This is a genomic window from Psychrobacter sp. AOP7-C1-14, assembly GCF_052376135.1.
In the GTDB taxonomy this organism is placed as follows: Bacteria; Pseudomonadota; Gammaproteobacteria; order Pseudomonadales; family Moraxellaceae; genus Psychrobacter.
This window is the reverse complement of sequence record NZ_JBQSVH010000012.1, coordinates 20,870-37,615: the sequence shown is the minus strand read 5'-3', so window position 1 is coordinate 37,615 and position 16,746 is coordinate 20,870. Positions and strand designations below refer to the sequence as shown.

At 43.7% G+C, this 16,746-nt stretch carries 15 protein-coding genes; 5 read left to right on the top strand and 10 right to left on the bottom strand.

Annotated features, from left to right (window positions below; genetic code table 11):
• The first annotated feature begins 35 nt into the window (after positions 1-35).
• From rdgB to tig, 3 genes are all read left to right on the top strand, one after another.
• Entirely contained in the window at positions 36-689 is a 654-nt protein-coding gene (gene rdgB, locus ACT3QN_RS09080) for an RdgB/HAM1 family non-canonical purine NTP pyrophosphatase (protein ID WP_444523109.1), read from the top strand.
• 246 nt (positions 690-935) lie between these two features.
• Positions 936-1,124, top strand: a complete 189-nt coding sequence (locus ACT3QN_RS09075; protein WP_444523108.1) for a hypothetical protein — start codon at positions 936-938, stop codon at positions 1,122-1,124.
• Positions 1,125-1,181: 57 nt separating this feature from the next.
• Entirely contained in the window at positions 1,182-2,525 is a 1,344-nt protein-coding gene (gene tig, locus ACT3QN_RS09070; protein ID WP_444521244.1) for a trigger factor, read from the top strand.
• A gap of 163 nt (positions 2,526-2,688) precedes the next feature.
• On the opposite strand, the gene ACT3QN_RS09065 is transcribed toward tig, so the two are convergent.
• From ACT3QN_RS09065 to ACT3QN_RS09035, 7 genes are all read right to left on the bottom strand, one after another.
• A complete protein-coding gene (locus ACT3QN_RS09065) occupies positions 2,689-3,441 on the bottom strand; it encodes a HupE/UreJ family protein (RefSeq protein ID WP_444523107.1) in 753 nt (250 codons plus the stop codon).
• Between the two features lie 50 nt (positions 3,442-3,491).
• Complete coding sequence (gene ureG, locus ACT3QN_RS09060) at positions 3,492-4,178, bottom strand: urease accessory protein UreG (protein ID WP_444521246.1); 687 nt, start codon at positions 4,176-4,178, stop codon at positions 3,492-3,494.
• Positions 4,179-4,235: 57 nt separating this feature from the next.
• Positions 4,236-5,030: an urease accessory protein UreF gene (locus ACT3QN_RS09055; RefSeq protein WP_444523106.1), complete on the bottom strand. Its 795-nt coding sequence runs from the start codon at positions 5,028-5,030 to the stop codon at positions 4,236-4,238.
• Positions 5,020-5,586 carry an urease accessory protein UreE gene (ureE, locus tag ACT3QN_RS09050; protein ID WP_444523105.1) on the bottom strand — a complete coding sequence of 189 codons (567 nt, stop codon included), beginning with the start codon at positions 5,584-5,586 and terminating at the stop codon, positions 5,020-5,022. Before ureE ends, ACT3QN_RS09055 begins: the two co-directional genes overlap by 11 nt.
• 155 nt (positions 5,587-5,741) lie before the next feature.
• Positions 5,742-7,931 (bottom strand): urease subunit alpha, encoded by a 2,190-nt coding sequence (gene ureC, locus ACT3QN_RS09045; RefSeq protein ID WP_444523104.1) that lies wholly within the window; start codon positions 7,929-7,931, stop codon positions 5,742-5,744.
• A gap of 56 nt (positions 7,932-7,987) precedes the next feature.
• A complete protein-coding gene (ureA, locus tag ACT3QN_RS09040) occupies positions 7,988-8,290 on the bottom strand; it encodes an urease subunit gamma (RefSeq protein WP_444521250.1) in 303 nt (100 codons plus the stop codon).
• Between the two features lie 152 nt (positions 8,291-8,442).
• The gene (locus tag ACT3QN_RS09035; protein ID WP_444523103.1) at positions 8,443-9,462 is read right to left on the bottom strand and encodes an urease accessory protein UreD; all 1,020 of its coding nucleotides are present in this window, start codon (positions 9,460-9,462) and stop codon (positions 8,443-8,445) included.
• 901 nt (positions 9,463-10,363) lie between these two features.
• Here ACT3QN_RS09035 and clpP point away from each other — a divergent pair.
• Both clpP and clpX read left to right on the top strand, forming a co-directional pair.
• Positions 10,364-10,990: an ATP-dependent Clp endopeptidase proteolytic subunit ClpP gene (clpP, locus tag ACT3QN_RS09030; RefSeq protein WP_197411852.1), complete on the top strand. Its 627-nt coding sequence runs from the start codon at positions 10,364-10,366 to the stop codon at positions 10,988-10,990.
• A gap of 181 nt (positions 10,991-11,171) precedes the next feature.
• Positions 11,172-12,446 (top strand): ATP-dependent protease ATP-binding subunit ClpX, encoded by a 1,275-nt coding sequence (gene clpX, locus ACT3QN_RS09025; RefSeq protein ID WP_444521252.1) that lies wholly within the window; start codon positions 11,172-11,174, stop codon positions 12,444-12,446.
• A gap of 140 nt (positions 12,447-12,586) precedes the next feature.
• On the opposite strand, the gene ACT3QN_RS09020 is transcribed toward clpX, so the two are convergent.
• The 3 genes from ACT3QN_RS09020 to argS all read right to left on the bottom strand — a co-directional run bounded on the left by ACT3QN_RS09020 (position 12,587) and on the right by argS (position 16,567).
• Positions 12,587-13,681 carry a PTS transporter subunit IIC gene (locus ACT3QN_RS09020; protein ID WP_444523102.1) on the bottom strand — a complete coding sequence of 365 codons (1,095 nt, stop codon included), beginning with the start codon at positions 13,679-13,681 and terminating at the stop codon, positions 12,587-12,589.
• Between the two features lie 126 nt (positions 13,682-13,807).
• A complete protein-coding gene (locus tag ACT3QN_RS09015; protein ID WP_444523101.1) occupies positions 13,808-14,617 on the bottom strand; it encodes an SPOR domain-containing protein in 810 nt (269 codons plus the stop codon).
• Between the two features lie 120 nt (positions 14,618-14,737).
• Positions 14,738-16,567: an arginine--tRNA ligase gene (gene argS / locus ACT3QN_RS09010; RefSeq protein WP_444523100.1), complete on the bottom strand. Its 1,830-nt coding sequence runs from the start codon at positions 16,565-16,567 to the stop codon at positions 14,738-14,740.
• Between the last annotated feature and the right edge of the window lie 179 nt (positions 16,568-16,746).

Sequence of the window (16,746 nt, the reverse complement as noted above, 5' to 3'; positions counted from 1 at the left end):
CGCTCTTCATCATCTTTATATTATGGAATAACTCTATGAGCACCACTGATACCTCGTTAACTGCTACCCACCCGACAACCGCTAATCAATGGGTACTTGCTAGTAACAATAAAGGCAAGTTGGCTGAGTTTAAACGGCTATTTGCTGAAGCGAACTTGGACGTGACGATCGTCCCGCAAGGTCAGCTCGATATCGAAGACGCCATCGAAGATGGTCTAAGCTTTGTAGAAAATGCCATTATCAAAGCCCGTCATGCGAGCCGTATCAGCGGATTGCCTGCAATTGCTGATGATTCAGGACTGTGCGTGCCTGTACTAGGTAATGCGCCAGGTATCTATTCTGCTCGCTATGCTGGTGAGCACGGTAACGATAGTAAAAATAACGCCAAGCTCATCGCTGACTTGCAGCCTATACGTGCAGCGAAGCCAGATACTCCCGTTAAAGGATTGTTTGTTTGCGTACTGGCGATGGTGCGTCATGCTGATGATCCATTACCGATTGTCGCTCAAGGATTATGGCATGGCGAAATCTTGGATTCGCTACATGGCGAAGGTGGTTTTGGCTATGATCCATTGTTTTGGTTGCCTAATTTGCAAGCCAGTGCGGCTAGTCTAAGCGCTGCTGATAAAAACAGCATCAGTCATCGTGGTCAGGCAATCCAGCAGTTATTGGCACAGCTACCTCTATAAGTGCGCTTGATGCTCATAATGCGCTTAAAAATTTATCGCTGTTTCTCATTCACTGGCTGATTTATTGACTATAGATATGGCTAATTTTTTATATAAGACTAAGCTATATAAAAGTAAGCAACATAAGGAAACATGCCATCAAAGAGATAATTTTTACTTTAATAAACAGATAGATTATACTGTTCTACTTTTAAAATTTTGTTGAAATCCGTTATTTGGCTGTATAATGCACCAAAAAGCGTTATTATGCGCTGGATTAACGGTTTATTATCGATATTTGATGGCATGGACAACCTCAGTAAGTTCACCTTTCGGTATCAGCAGCAATTGCTACTGACACTGAATTTGACGTTGTGCGCTATCCCCTATTTAGTTCAACGGCAGCCCGTCGTACATGCCCGTAATTTGAGGCGCGGTCTGTCTATTACCATTTAACCCTAAGTACTATTTCATTAATCAAACGTACTACTTAATCCTAAAGGTGTAATTAACATGGCTACAGATTTACAAGTCACAACCAACAAGCTATCTAATAAAGAAACCCAGCTAACGGTTAAAGTACCCGTTGAAAAAATCCAAAACAAAGTTGAAGGCCGTATCCGCCAAGTTGCGAAAACTGCCAAGATTGACGGTTTCCGTAAAGGTAACGTCCCTATGTCACACATCCGTTCGCAGTACGGTGCTGGCATTCAACAAGAAGTTATCAACGACGTGATCCGTGATACGGTTTTTGAAGCGATCAAATCTGAAGACATCCGCGCTGTTGGCATGCCTAACATCGATGACGTAAAACTTGAAGACGATTTCTTGGTATACCAAGCCACTGTTGAAATCTTCCCAGAAGTAGACGTACAAGGTATCGATGAGATTGAAGTTGAGCGTCACACTGCACAAGTTAGTGAAGAAGACGTTGACACCATGATCGAAAACCTACAAAAGCAACGTGAAGAATTCGTTGAGAAAAAAGGCATGGCTGCGAAAGACAACCAAGTAACTTTTGACTTTGAAGGTTCAATCGACGGCGAAAAATTCGAAGGCGGCTCTAGCGAAGACTTCAAACTGGTCATCGGTAGCAACCAGATGATCCCAGGTTTTGAAGCTGGTATCAAAGGCATGAAAGCTGGCGAAGAAAAAATCATCGACGTTACTTTCCCAGAAGACTACCAAGCTGAGAACTTAGCTGGTAAAGAAGCCCAGTTCAAAATCAACGTAAAATTGGTTGAAAGATCTAAGCTACCTGAAATCAATGAAGAGTTCCTAGAGCTATTCGGCGTAAAAGAAGGCGGCGTTGAGAAGTTGAAAGAAGACGTACGCAAAAACATGGAACGCGAAATCAAAAACGCTGCGCGTAGCCAAGTTAAGCAAGCGACTTTTGACGCATTGCTAGAAAAGAACGAGTTTGATGTACCAAACGCGATGCTAGAGCAAGAAATCGAGCGCCAACGCAACATGATGATGCAACGTTTCTCTCAGCAGTTCGGCGCCAATGCTGATAGCTTCGATAAAGACATGCTGCCAAATGAGCTATTTGAAGAGCAAGCGCTACGTGCTGCCCGTCTTGGTATCATCGTTGCCCGTGTTATCGATACTAAAGGCTTAGAAGTAGATCAAGCGCGTGTAGAAACTTTCATTAAAGAAGCCGCTGAAAACTACGAAGATCCAGCTGAAGTTATCGAGTACTACACCAACGATCAACAGCAGCGCGCTAACATTGAGTCAGTTGTACTAGAAGACCAAGTAGTAGATTACTTGATCGAGCAAGGCAAAGTAACTGACAAAGAAGTTAGCTACCAAGACTTGCTAGCCGCTCAGCAACAACAGCAGCAAGCAATGTAATTGATACGACAGGCTGTCTTTTTAGATATGCTTTAGTCGGTTATCAAAACTAAAATGCGCCCCCGACCTTTTAATCGGGGGCGCATTTTTTATGAGTTTCGATAGCTAAAATTAGCTATAACTATCGAATATACAAACACTTCGTTTGTAGCGTCAAGAATACTTAAACCAACACAGGTGCAAATACGGCGCTCAATCCTAGCAGCACTAGACCGCGCTGTATCCATAAGTTGCCACCTAAACGCTGCTGTAGCTGCTGACCAATCAGCGTACCAACTGCATATAGCGCTAGCATCGTGACCAACATCCCTGCATAGAATCCTAGCTGACCGCTCGCACCGATATTTGCTGGTACCTCCATCGCATGCGCCATGCCATGAAACACTGCCAAACCACCGAAACCAAACAATGATAACTGCTGAATGCTTGGCGTGCTTGCTGTATGGGTTTGCGCTGAAAATGCTTCTTGTCTGCTTTTTTGACTCATCAGGACCATAGCCAACACCACTACCGACAGTGATATTGCTACTTCAATCAGCCCAGATGATGCAGCAAAGCCAATACCACCAATCAGCACACCAGCCGTACCCAATACCGCACCTAGCGACAACCCTGCTGTCAATGACATCATCCCTAGACGCTGCTTTTGTAGACCATAAAACAACATGCCCATACCAACTGCTAAAAACAAATGATCAAGCCCAGTTACTGGATGAATCAGACCAGCTTGTAATGTCCCTAGAAACGAAGGTGCATGCGATGCGGCGGTGTGAATATGACCTGAATGTGCCTGTGCTAATGACGGCAGCATCAGTGATGTCATCATTACCGTTGATCCAGACACGATGTTACGAGTTGAGAATACTGGTGAGAAACGAGAGCTTTTGGTATGAAGAGCTTTTGTACACTGTGTCATGTGGTTTTTCCTTGTTATTTATATTCTGATGGTAAAAGTTCACCTACTCTCTAAGCAAGCATGCCATGTTCTTTGATAAAGGCGATGATCTCTGCTAATCCATCACCTGTTTTCATGTTGCTAAAAACAAAAGGCTTGTCGCCACGCATTTTTTTCGCATCACGTTCCATCACCTCAAGCGAAGCACCCACCATCGGTGCAAGATCCGTTTTATTAATAATTAACAAGTCAGATTTGGTAATCCCAGGGCCACCCTTACGAGGGATTTTATCGCCTGCAGAAACATCGATGACATATAAGGTCAAATCAGACAGCTCTGGGCTAAACGTCGCCGCTAGGTTATCACCACCTGACTCGATAATGATCATCTCCAAGCCTTCAAAGGTTGCTTGTAGCTCAGCAATGGTTGTCAGATTAATAGAGGCATCTTCACGAATGGCAGTATGCGGGCAACCGCCCGTCTCTACACCGCGAATACGTTCAGCTGGCATGGCATTATTGCGAGTCAAAAACTGCGAATCTTCTTTGGTATAAATATCATTGGTCACAACTGCCATATTGACCGTATCACGCAGGTTTTGGCACAGCTGTAGGGTCAGAGCAGTTTTACCACTACCGACTGGTCCACCAATACCAAGGCGTAAGCACGACAAAGAAGACTGGTTTTGACTGTCGCTATCAGTCTGTAATTCTGATGCAGCGTGAGCGTTTTTTGGTTTGAGCGGGGTTAGAGACATATTGATTTCCTAAAACAGTTTATATATCAATCAGTATAAATAAATGAAAAGGTATGGCTATGAGCGGAACAACCGACTGTACTGCTCCTCATGCATACTCGAGAGGATAGCCAAGTTGGGTAAGTTGTTAGAGATATTGAGCCTATCATAGAGATCTTGGCACAGCTGCTCATTATGCTGCGTAGCGCTTATAGCCATATCATCGAGTGTATCTTTTGAAATAATGACACTCTCAAAAGCCTGTCGTACATCAACATTCAGAGTATCTATTTGAGCGCCCAAATCGCTTTGTAATTGCCATAGAATACGCTGACCTGCCATCTGCCCTAGCGGTACTGTCTTCACAGCGGCGAGCACCATATTCTCTACTTGAGCAAATCCGTAGGTGGTCATAGATTGTGCAAGTGGCAGTTGCCAATGTTGAGCAATATGTGCGAAAAGTGGCAAAAACCCATCTTCAAGCACTTCCGTGGGTATACCAAGACTTAATACTTCATTGAGCCAAGAGACCATCGCTTGTGCTAACTGCTGAGACTCCAATACAAACTCTTTACTCTCCAATCCGGCATGATAATCATGTGCTAGATTCGCTGCTAGCGCTTCGTTTCCTTGATTAAGCGCACACATTATAAGTCCTAACACAGGCAGCTCGTAGCCAACAACTGCTAGCGCTAGATAGTCCTGCATGAATGTAAGAGTACTGGCTTCATCAAAGATAATGCCTGACTCAATCGCTGACTCTACACCTTGCGAGTAGGTATAGCTACCAATAGGTAGATTGCTGGAGGCCAGCATCAATAACTGTCCTAGCTGTCTAGACTGCTCAGGCTGGACACTGATTTCAGTCATCATTTAGACTACCTGTAGACGCATCATCGTGACTATGGCCATGGACGTGGGAATGAGAGTGGCCATGCGAATGCCCTTGGCCAGTTTGATAAGCACCCGTTTCAGGCTCAAATGGTACTGATGTACACTCGGTATGTAGACCAAGGTTTTCTAGCATTTGTGCCAGTACATGATCGTTTTCAAAATATAGCGCATAGCCTGCATCACCTTGATCCAAACTGTGCTCAAACATTAATGGCACGTGACGATTACCCAAATGATAAGCGCCTTTCATTAATAGAAAATCATCAGCAGCGGTTACCTTTGTTACAGCTTGTGGCTTAGCGATGACCTGCATCAACTCTCCTGATGCGTTGATAAGAACATCATTGCCTTTTAATACGCCTGTACGAGGAAGGTCAATACCAACCGCCTCACCTGAAACCGTAATGGCTCTAAAGCGAGAATGCTGACGTGTATCGAAGTCTAACAGTAGATAGTTATCGGATTTGTACTGTTCTGCTATTTGTGTTTTTTGAGTGTCGCTCAGTGTACTTAAACGGGTATTAAATATTTTCATAGATAAATTGCTCTGCTTACTGTTGCTCAAACTATCGTTTAATTGATGATAAAAGTACTAGAAAGAAATTCGTGCCACACAAACTAGCTATATGGTTTAAGGCGCGCTCTTTAATACCGCCTGTGTGTATGCGTATCTAAACATTAAAATAAGCATTAGAATAAAAAGTAACGCTGCGCCATGGGTAGTACATCAGCTGGCTCACAGGTAAGCGTCTTACCATCAGCGCGTACTTCATAGGTCTCAGGATTGATATCCATATCTGGGCAATAGCTGTTGAAACGCATATCGCTTTTACGAATTTTACGAATACCGTGTACTGGCTGGATGACTTTGGTCAATCCAAGCTGCTTATCAACTTTTTTGTCTATCGCAGCTTGCGACATAAAGGTAATGCTGGTTTGGGCAACCGATTTTGGATACGTGGCAAACATTGGACGATAATGCACAGGCTGAGGTGTCGGTATAGAGGCATTGATATCGCCCATTGGTACTGCAGCGATAAGTCCGCCTTTGATGATACATTCAGGCTTTACCCCAAAAAACTTCGGCGACCATAGCACCATATCCGCCCACTTACCTACTTCAATTGAGCCAACCATGTCGCTAATACCATGGGTAATGGCAGGATTTATGGTGTATTTTGCGATATAGCGTTTGATGCGGAAATTATCGTTGTCTGCGCTTTTATCATAGTCTGTCAAAGTAATGCACTGCTCTTGATGCTCTTTGTCGGCCGTTGCATCTGGCGCTAGGTGACCGCGTTGAACCTTCATCTTGTGCGCCGTTTGCCACGTACGAATAACAACTTCACCCACTCGCCCCATCGCTTGTGAGTCACTACTCATCATCGATATCGCTCCCAAGTCGTGCAGTATGTCTTCTGCCGCAATGGTTTCTTGGCGAATACGGCTTTCAGCAAACGCTACATCTTCAGCGATGGCAGGACTCAGATGATGACAAACCATCAGCATATCTAGATGCTCATCAATGGTATTGACGGTGTATGGTCTGGTTGGATTGGTTGAAGATGGTAATACATGCGACTCGCCAATTGCCTTTAAAATATCAGGCGCATGGCCGCCACCCGCACCTTCAGTATGAAAAGTATGAATACAACGGTTTTTAAAAGCACCTAGCGTACTCTCTAAATAGCCACTTTCGTTTAAAGTATCAGTATGAATAGCGACTTGCACATCATAATCTTCAGCGACGCTCAAGCAGTTATCAATGGCTTGCGGTGTCGTGCCCCAGTCTTCATGCAGCTTTAGTCCTACAGCGCCTGCTTCGATTTGCTCAGCAATCGGTGTTGGCACACTGACGTTACCTTTACCTAGCAACCCAATATTCATAGGAATGCTGTCGGTCGACTTTAGCATCGAACCAATATGATAAGCCCCTGGCGTACAGGTAGTCGCTAGCGTACCCTGAGCTGGTCCTGTACCACCACCTAGCATCGTGGTCACGCCTGACATAAGCGCGGTCTCGCATTGCTGGGGCGCGATAAAGTGAATATGACTATCAACACCACCTGCTGTCAGGATTTTACCTTCACCAGAAATAATTTCAGTAGCGCCGCCGATAGAAATATCGATAGCAGGCTGAATATCAGGATTTCCAGATTTACCAATGGCACTAATGCGACCGTCTTTGATACCGATATCGGCTTTATAAATACCGGTATAGTCAACGACCAATGCATTGGTAATCACTGTATCAGCAACTTCATCGCCTAGCAGTTGTCCTTGCCCCATACCATCACGAATGACTTTACCACCACCGAACTTAACTTCCTCACCTTTTATCTCAGTGGGTTTACTGCTATTTTCACCGCTTTGTGACATCTCTGTCTGGTCAACAGTAGCATCTTTGTGACTGGTCAAATCTGCCTCAACCTGTAACCAAAGCTCGGTATCGGCGAGGCGGACTTTATCGCCCGTTGTAGGACCAAAATGCTCAGCGTAAATATGTCGACTCACTTTCTTTTGTGATGTTGCTGTAGGGCTCTCATTATCTGTATTGTTTGATGCTGCATCTGAGCTAGTGGCGCCCATAACACGCCCAGCAAAACCGTATACATTTTGCTTGCCAGCATAAGCGACCAACTCTACTTCCCGAGATTGACCAGGCTCAAAACGTACCGCTGTTCCAGAAATAATATTTAGACGAAAGCCGCGAGTTTTCTCTCTCTCAAAATTTAAAGCATCATTGACTTCGTAGAAGTGATAGTGCGAGCCGATTTGGATAGGTCGATCGCCAGTATTGCTGACACTGATGGTCTGTACTTGTCGCCCTTGGTTTAAGATAATATCGCCATCTTGGATATGATATTCGCCTACTTGCATGAGAGCCGCCTTATTTTATAGTGAGCATTTCAGTGCTATAACAATGGTACACAGCGTTATACGATGGGATTATGTACCGTGACCAGTTTGGTGCCATCAGGAAAAGTCGCCTCGATTTGCACTTCATCTACCATCTCTGCCACACCTTCCATCACATCATCAGCAGACAAATACGTGGCACCTTCACTCATCAACTCAGCCACTCTTTTGCCATCCCGTGCCCCTTCCATAAGCAGCATACTAATATAAGCAACGGCTTCAGGATAATTGAGCTTAACACCACGATTTTTACGGCGCTCAGCAACCATTCCAGCCGTAAATAGCATGAGTTTGTCTTTCTCAGTTGGAGTCAAATGCATGACAATTCCTTATTGTATTTATCACTATATTTATAGGAGGCTAATTATGCTTATAGCAGATTAGAAGTTTTCAAAGCGTTAGATATCGACCAAAAACGTTCGAAGCGTAATCGCAACGCAGCTATTGGCAAACACCATCAGCTAGCACTGTCTTAAGTATCCCAAATACGAGGACGGCAAGGCTCAAGCTGCCACCAATGATCGCGCAAGACTTCTCTCAGCTGATAAAAAGTCTCAAAACAGCCGCGTACATCTGAGCCAATGTAACGAATATTAATCGCTTGGCCATTATGAGTGCAATAGACAGGCAGTTTGTCCTGTGCAATGCTTTGACGTAATGCTGCTATCGTATTATCTAGATAGCGAGTTAATGACTGCTTGATAGTTGCTTGGGCAGTTTCGGTTGATTGTGTGGTTTGCGATGCGGACAGCGCAAGGTTTTCCTGAACATCACTCAAACTTGGCACTGCCCAAAACGATCCATAAATATGCTGATTCGCTAATCCTAAATTTGAGGTAAACCAGCGATTTTTTGCCGACTGTGCCACACGTTCAGCAACGATAACCCTGCCCTCTCGGTAGATACTCAAGCCAGTATGGTAATGCCCTTTCAAAAACTGCTCATCATATGCTTGCCGCCCAAACACACTAACTTCCCATGTCAGTAGGCTAGAAGATTTTTTTAAATCAAAGCGATTGACCGCATGCATATTGGCTTCGTTATAGATGATACTCTCTTGCGGTAACCATTCTAAGCGAGTATCTGTTGCCATCACGGCCTGTACGTTTTGACTAGCGTAATCTGCTATCTCATCTTGTTCCATGCTTTGATGCGTATCGTTGTTGTTCGATGATGCCTTATATTTTTGGCTAACGCTGTCTTTGCCATACCACTTACCTGCCCCTGGCGTAGTGATGACAGCATGGCTATCACTATCTAAATTCAGGTCTATGGTCAGCGTATCACCACCCGCGATACCTGCTGGCGGGTACAACATCAGGATATGGCAAATACCTTGCTGGCTGCTGGGCTCAGGATACAGAGCACGCTGTACCATCAAGGCACCAGTATGCTTACGATGATAAAGCCGCGTCTTATCAATAGACTCGCCTTGGGTAATCGTACGTTGAACAGTGTCAAAACTTAGTGCTAAGGAAGAAGCCCAACTCATCTTATATACTCGTCAAATATGATCTAGCGTCTTACGTAACCATCAACGCTTAATCGCTGTAAAATAAGCGCTATCAAAATAAAAACTAGGTTACATAACGTAAAAAATCATTAATACTACTATTTATACAATCATTGTGCCAACTTGTATAAACCTACTAGGGCAAAAAACCAGTCTATATATCTAATACAGTGATTTTGCATTAGTTTTTACTGTGTATGTTCACTAGTGGTAACAGTAGTATTGGTTTGGCTATTTTCTGACCCAAACTTGCTGTTAATTCTTTACCGATAGTCAGCGATATTTGCACCAAATCGTAGCATTTTATCGAGAAAATGCACCGTTTTTCAGCACGGCTGTTACCCTACATATCATGACTGGAGCTTGTACTGCTTGAACATATTGTGTCCATTGTTACTGGAATACTAAGCACGTTTGATCATGAAGTGGAATTAATGTTTCTGTTAACGATGGGCTACTTATACAATCGACTAGCAAGATGGGTAGATTGTCATGCTATTAATCAGGTATTCTATGTTAAAAAGTGGGGTAGCATGAGATCCAAGGCGTCTGTGTCGGGATGAGAAATTGTAGTAATCACCTAACAAAGGAATATTTAAGCCAGTACTTATTTCTCTTAAATATTTTTGATTAAAAAGTTATTTTTCAGCTCATACAGAAAAATATAAAAACAGAGTATGCTCACTTTTTCATCTATTTTATGCACAAACCAATTCTATAGGCTTGAATAGTGAGCGCAGCCCCCTTATAAACAACCCATTAGTCAAAAACTACTAGACAACAAAATCATTCAATCCATTTTATTTTTTACATTTATCGATAGGACTTTTCTATGACAGATTATGATCGCATCACTACCAACCCGCATTTTGACATGCTGATGAGTGCGCACAAAGAAGTACAAACTACACAAGCTGCATTAGTACCTATGGTGGTTGAACAGTCCTCACGCGGTGAACGCTCGTTTGATATTTTTTCACGTCTATTACGTGAGCGCGTTATCTTTTTGACCGGTCAGGTCGAAGACAACATGGCGAACCTTATCGTCGCACAGTTACTATTCTTAGAAGCTGAAAACCCTGACAAAGATATCCATTTATATATCAACTCACCAGGTGGTTCAGTAAGTGCTGGCTTGGCTATTTTTGACACCATGAACTTCATCAAGCCTGAAGTATCTACTATTTGTATGGGCGGCGCTTATAGCATGGGTTCGTTCCTGTTGGCTGCTGGTCAAAAAGGCAAGCGCTATTCACTTGCTAACGCTCGTGTCATGATTCACCAGCCTTCAGGTGGTGCGCAAGGTCAGGCAACTGATATCGAAATTAATGCTCGTGAAATCCTTAAAACTCGTGCACGTCTGAATAGCATCTTAGCTGAGCGTACTGGTCAACCAGTAGAAAAAATCGAAAAAGACGTTGAGCGTGATTATTGGTTAGATGCACAAGAAGCCAAAGAGTACGGTTTGGTTGACGAAGTATTAGAGCGTCGCCCTGAATCTTTGTAACCTCAGCATTAGTGTGACGCATCTCGATCGAGAGCAAGACCATCAGACCTTTTATAGTTTATTTGCTATACGGCAACTCACAACCAATGTCATATCTATTGTTTTGAAGGGTATGACACTGATAGAGTAATCGATATACTGCAAATAAACTAACCAGTTTTAAATTTTAGGAGCGCCTTTTATGGCAGAAGATAATACCCCGCAGTGTTCGTTTTGCGGTAAAGCCAAAAGCGATGTACAGCAACTGATTGCTGCTGACGATGCCAATATTTGTAATGAATGTATCGAGCTATGTACTGATTTAATCGCAGATAGCGCAGAGCACGGTGATGACGATAGCGAAGTTGATACTTCCTGGGTCAATAAAAAACTACCAACGCCAAAAGAGTTGCGTGCAAAGCTTGATGACTATGTCATCGGTCAGGACGCCGCCAAAAAAGCATTGGCTGTTGCTGTCTATAACCATTATAAACGCCTAAAAGTTAGCCAGACATTAGCTCACGATAGCAAAAAAGCTAAGATCGGCGCTGATGATGCGATGGTTGAATTGGCAAAAAGTAATATTTTGCTAATTGGTCCTACTGGTTCTGGTAAGACGTTACTAGCGCAAACCTTAGCACGTCTGCTTGATGTACCGTTTGCGATGGCTGATGCTACTACCTTAACCGAAGCTGGTTATGTTGGTGAAGACGTTGAGAACATCGTACAAAAGCTATTACAAGCTTCTGATTATGATGTGGCTAAAGCTGAGCAAGGTATTATCTATATTGATGAGATTGATAAAATCAGCAAGAAAGGCGACAATCCATCTATCACCCGTGATGTATCAGGTGAAGGCGTACAGCAAGCGCTGCTAAAGCTAATCGAAGGTACCGTTGCTGCTATCCCGCCGCACGGTGGACGTAAACATCCACAGCAAGAGCTCATCCAAGTTGATACCAGCAATATTCTAATCATCGTTGGTGGTGCATTTGCTGGTCTTGATAGTGTCATTCAGCAGCGTACTGAGAAAGGCGGTATTGGTTTTAACGCTGATGTCAGCTCAAAAGACGACAGCCGTCGTAGCTCAGACTTGCTACAGCAGGTTGAGCCAGAAGATTTAATCAAGTTCGGTCTGATTCCTGAGCTAATCGGTCGTTTGCCTGTACTTGCAGCTTTACAGGAGCTAGATGAAGAAGCCTTGGTACAAATTCTAACTGAACCAAAGAACGCACTGGTAAAACAGTACAAGTACTTGTTCGATATGGAAGGTGCTGAGATTAGCTTTACTCAAGAAGCACTAGATGCCATCGCCAAAAAAGCAATGGAACGTAAAACAGGTGCTCGTGGTCTACGTTCTATCGTAGAAAATGCCCTGCTTGAAACTATGTATGAGTTGCCTTCTATGGAAAATGCTAAAACTGTGATGGTTGATGCAGATGTCATCAATGAAGGCAAAGTACCTAAAATTGCTTAATGTATCGTTCAATTAGTAACTCATTATATATAAATGGTTATTCATTTAGAAAAAGCGTCTGGCAAACTCTGCTCAGACGCTTTTTTTTGGCGTGTTTTAGCCCACTGTAAGATATGATTTTCTCGCTCTCTTTTAAGTCGCTACGGCAGTTTCATATCACCAGTGACTAACCAGCCCATACGGCGCATGATGTAAGCCACTAACCCTGAAATCACCGCAGGCAATACAAACATCAACAGAATAATCGCTGTCCATAATTGACCCGTATTCATAATCTCCTGTGATGCCTCAATCACCCCAAATACACCCACCAAACCAGCCGTACCCATGCCTGCTCCTGTTGCCGTGCAAGCCAAGCCAAACCCAACAGTCGCGATAGGCCCAACGATAGCACTGGCAATCACAGCTGGTAATAAAACGATAGGCTTTTTGAGCACATTAGGGATTTGTAGCATACTGGTACCTAAGCCTTGAGAGACGACACCACTAACACCATTGTCTTTAAAACTTGCAACGGCAAAGCCAATCATATGTGCCGCGCAGCCAACTACCGCTGCCCCACCTGCCACACCGCCAAGCCCAATAGCAATACAAATAGCCGCACTCGAAGTTGGCAGTGTTAGTAAAATACCTACCACGACTGCAATAACGATACCCATTAACAATGGTTGAAGTTCCGTAGCCGCCTGAATACCTTGACCGATAGCAGCGACTGCATCAACGATAGGTGGGTTCAGTAGCGCACAGACAGCCAATGCAACTGCACATACCAATAACGGAACCAATAAAATATCAAGCTTGGTCCTTCCTGCCACCCAACTACCCGCACGATAAGCAAAGACTGATGTTAGATAGGCGCCTATCGGATTACCAGGCAACGCTACAAAGGTTGCAGGCCCACCCACTTGTGGCGTAAATAGCGTACCTGCCATTAGCGCTTCGGAATGAGCACCAAGCATACCTGCCACGAGACAGCTGAGCATTACTAGTGTTGGCGCTTTGAGATAATAAGCGATACCTACCCCAATACCAGCGCCCATTAATATCGAGGCAAGCTTCCCGACCGCGACCAATGCTGGCAAATCTAACCAGCCACCGATTTGCGAGATAATGAGACCTGCAATCAACGTAACAAATAGCCCTAAAGCCATCCCAGTGAACGCATCGATAAAGTATTTTTGAAAGAACGCTTTAATGATGCCTACTTGAGGTGTTACTGAGTTAGATACTGTCATAACCATACTCTTAATGAACGTTTAATAGCATAAAACCGTCGAAAAGCTTTTGATAAAATACAGAGATAAAAAAAGCGCCATTACGACGCTTTTTTTAATAAATATAATAACTGTAAACGACTTAATCTAGCGACGCTGTTCAACGATAATGGAGTCTATACCATTATTTTGTAGACGTTGCTGCGCCGTCGTCACTGCTTGACGGTTATTCAAAGGACGCGAGATGACTTGATAGATTGGTAAGCCATTACCCGTTGTGTTCTTGACCACTCTAGCATCAACACCCGCCATCAGTACTTGTGCACGGCGACGATCCGCTTCATCTGCATCACTAAAACTATTAATCTGCAAAATATAGGTCGCCGCAGGTGTGGCAGCTTGGACATTTGCCTCACCCGCCCCTGCATTGTTGTTACGAGTCGTAGCGTTGTTAGTGTTGGTAGTTGGCGTACCATCATAAGTGGTATTTTCTTCAACAACAACGATATCCCCACCAGACCCAGTATTGCTACCACTAGCTGGTTCGACAGTCGCATCTTCCGAAGCATCTAAGCTGCCCGTATTTTCTGTACTGGCTGTATCGCTCTCTGGTTGAGTCACAACAACGTCTGGTTCAAACGCGTCGATACCGTCTATTTGATTATTCTCAATATCAGCAATGTCTTCATCAGGGATGGTTGCCATTTCCTGATTTGGCAAAATATCGTAGAACTCATAATCGCCATTATCGGTATCAGTATCCACACGTGGCTGTACTTGACGATCAGGATCGTTCTCAGCGCTACCATCAGCAGGACTGAAGTTGAATAATGGTGAGAGGTAGATAAACACCCCGATCATAAGGGTCAATACTGCCCCAACAAACATCCACAATAAGCCTGATACGCTACTTGATTTGCGCTTTTCTGTTGCGCCTTTAGGTTTTTTGGCTAGCATGGATCTCGCTCTCCCTACTGGATTTAACTATCATCAAATTAGTGCTATCAGCTGCCTACATTTATTTCACATGTTAGAAATTTTTCTATACGAACAATAGCTTTCTACATGTAAAAAACACTACATACTAGACGGTGCAGACAAGCCTAGTAGACTAAGACCATTCACTAATACTTGTCTAACGGCTTTGGATAAGCGCAAACGTGCTTGCATTAAGTCTAGCTCATCTTGATTTGGCGTTTCACCTGACGTCAGGCTCATTGGTAAGATACGGTTGGTGTCATACCAACCGTGGAACAATGCCGCTAGTTCTTTTAGGTAGTTGGTCAAAACATGCGGCTCGTAACCAGTTGCTGCGCGAAGTAACGTCGCTGGATAGCCTGCTAATAGTTTAATTAGCTCGTCTTCATTCGGCGCACTTAACAAATCTTGATGTGCCAAACCAACGGCATCATCTACGGTCAAATCATAAGTTGCCAGTTTTTCTAACACACGGCAAACACGCGCATGAGCATATTGAATATAATATACCTGATTGTCCTTGCTTTGTGATTTAGCAAGTTCTAAGTCAAAATCAACATGCACTTCAGGCTTGCGCGCCACATAGTAGAATCGTGCAGCATCGTTACCGACTTCTGCGCGTAACTCACGTAAGGTCACAAACTGACCTGAGCGTGAAGACATTTGTACTTTTTCACTACCGCGCCATAACGCGACAAACTGTACAAGCACTACATCTAGACGCTCGGCATCGATACCAAGAGCCAATAGAGCGGCTTTTACGCGTGGGACATAACCATGGTGGTCTGCGCCCCAAACGTTAATGACTTTGTCAAAGCCGCGATCGAACTTGTTTTTATGATAAGCGATGTCAGAGGCAAAATACGTCGACTGACCATTGGCACGGCGTACAACACGGTCTTTTTCATCACCGAAATCGGTTGATTTAAACCAAATGTTGCCGTCTTTTTCGTATAGATAGCCTTTGTCATCTAATATCTGTAATACAGGCTCAATTTCGCTATCGATAGATCTTTCGCTAAACCAGCATTCATAGCTCACACCAAAGTCGTTTAAATCGTCTTTGATGTCCGCCAAAATGCTGCTTAGTGCTGCATTTAAAAACAGTGTATAGCTCTCACCTAGCAAAATTTTACTATTGGCAATCAAGCCATCAATATGCGCTTCTTTATCACCTGAGATAACGGTTTTTTCGCCATCAGCATTGATCTCAAACTGAGCATCTTCTGGTACGTCTTTGGCAACATCTGCAAAGCTGTGTACGTAACTATCACCATGTTGTGTTTTTAGCGTCTGGGCGATGTCACTGACATAGTCACCTTGATAGGCGTTGACAGGAAAAGTCACTTGCTCACCATTGGCTTCTAAATAACGCAAATAAGTACTGGTTGCTAAGATGTCCATTTGACGACCAGCGTCATTGACATAATACTCACGCGTGACGTCATAGCCGATGGCTTCTAGCAAGTTAGCGACGCTCATGCCAAACGCAGCACCGCGACCGTGACCGACGTGCAGACTTGACGTTGGGTTGGCAGAAACAAATTCAACTTGGACTTTTTGACCGTCGAACTGATTGCTCAAACCAAAGCGGTCTTGCAATGTGAAAATATCGTCCAATACAGAAAATTTAGCTTCCGAATTTAAGAATACATTGATAAACCCTGGACCTGCGATTTCTACTTGGCGGATATCTTGATTGTCAGGCAATGCGCTGACAATTTTTTCAGCAAGTTGACGCGGATTAGCTTTAGCCGCTTTCGCTGCCGTTAGCGCGATATTACTGGCAAAATCACCGTGACTTAAATCTTTCGTACGGGTAATTTGGCTGTTGTTTTGCCAATCGCTTGGTAGCGTACCATCTGCTTGTAGGGTTTGAACTGCATCATTAAATAGAGATGCAAGCGTATCAATTTGGGTTTGTGACATAGGAATTTGAACTCAATTAAATAAACAACAAAAACGGTGCGAATGCGAGCAATCGATAACTGCTTATTATAATAGCGATCGACATTGCAGGGATCGAATAATGTAAAAAGACAAGTAACCTGTAAATATAACAATCTTTGCGCTTTATTGCACCATTTGCGCCAAAATTAGCACTAAAA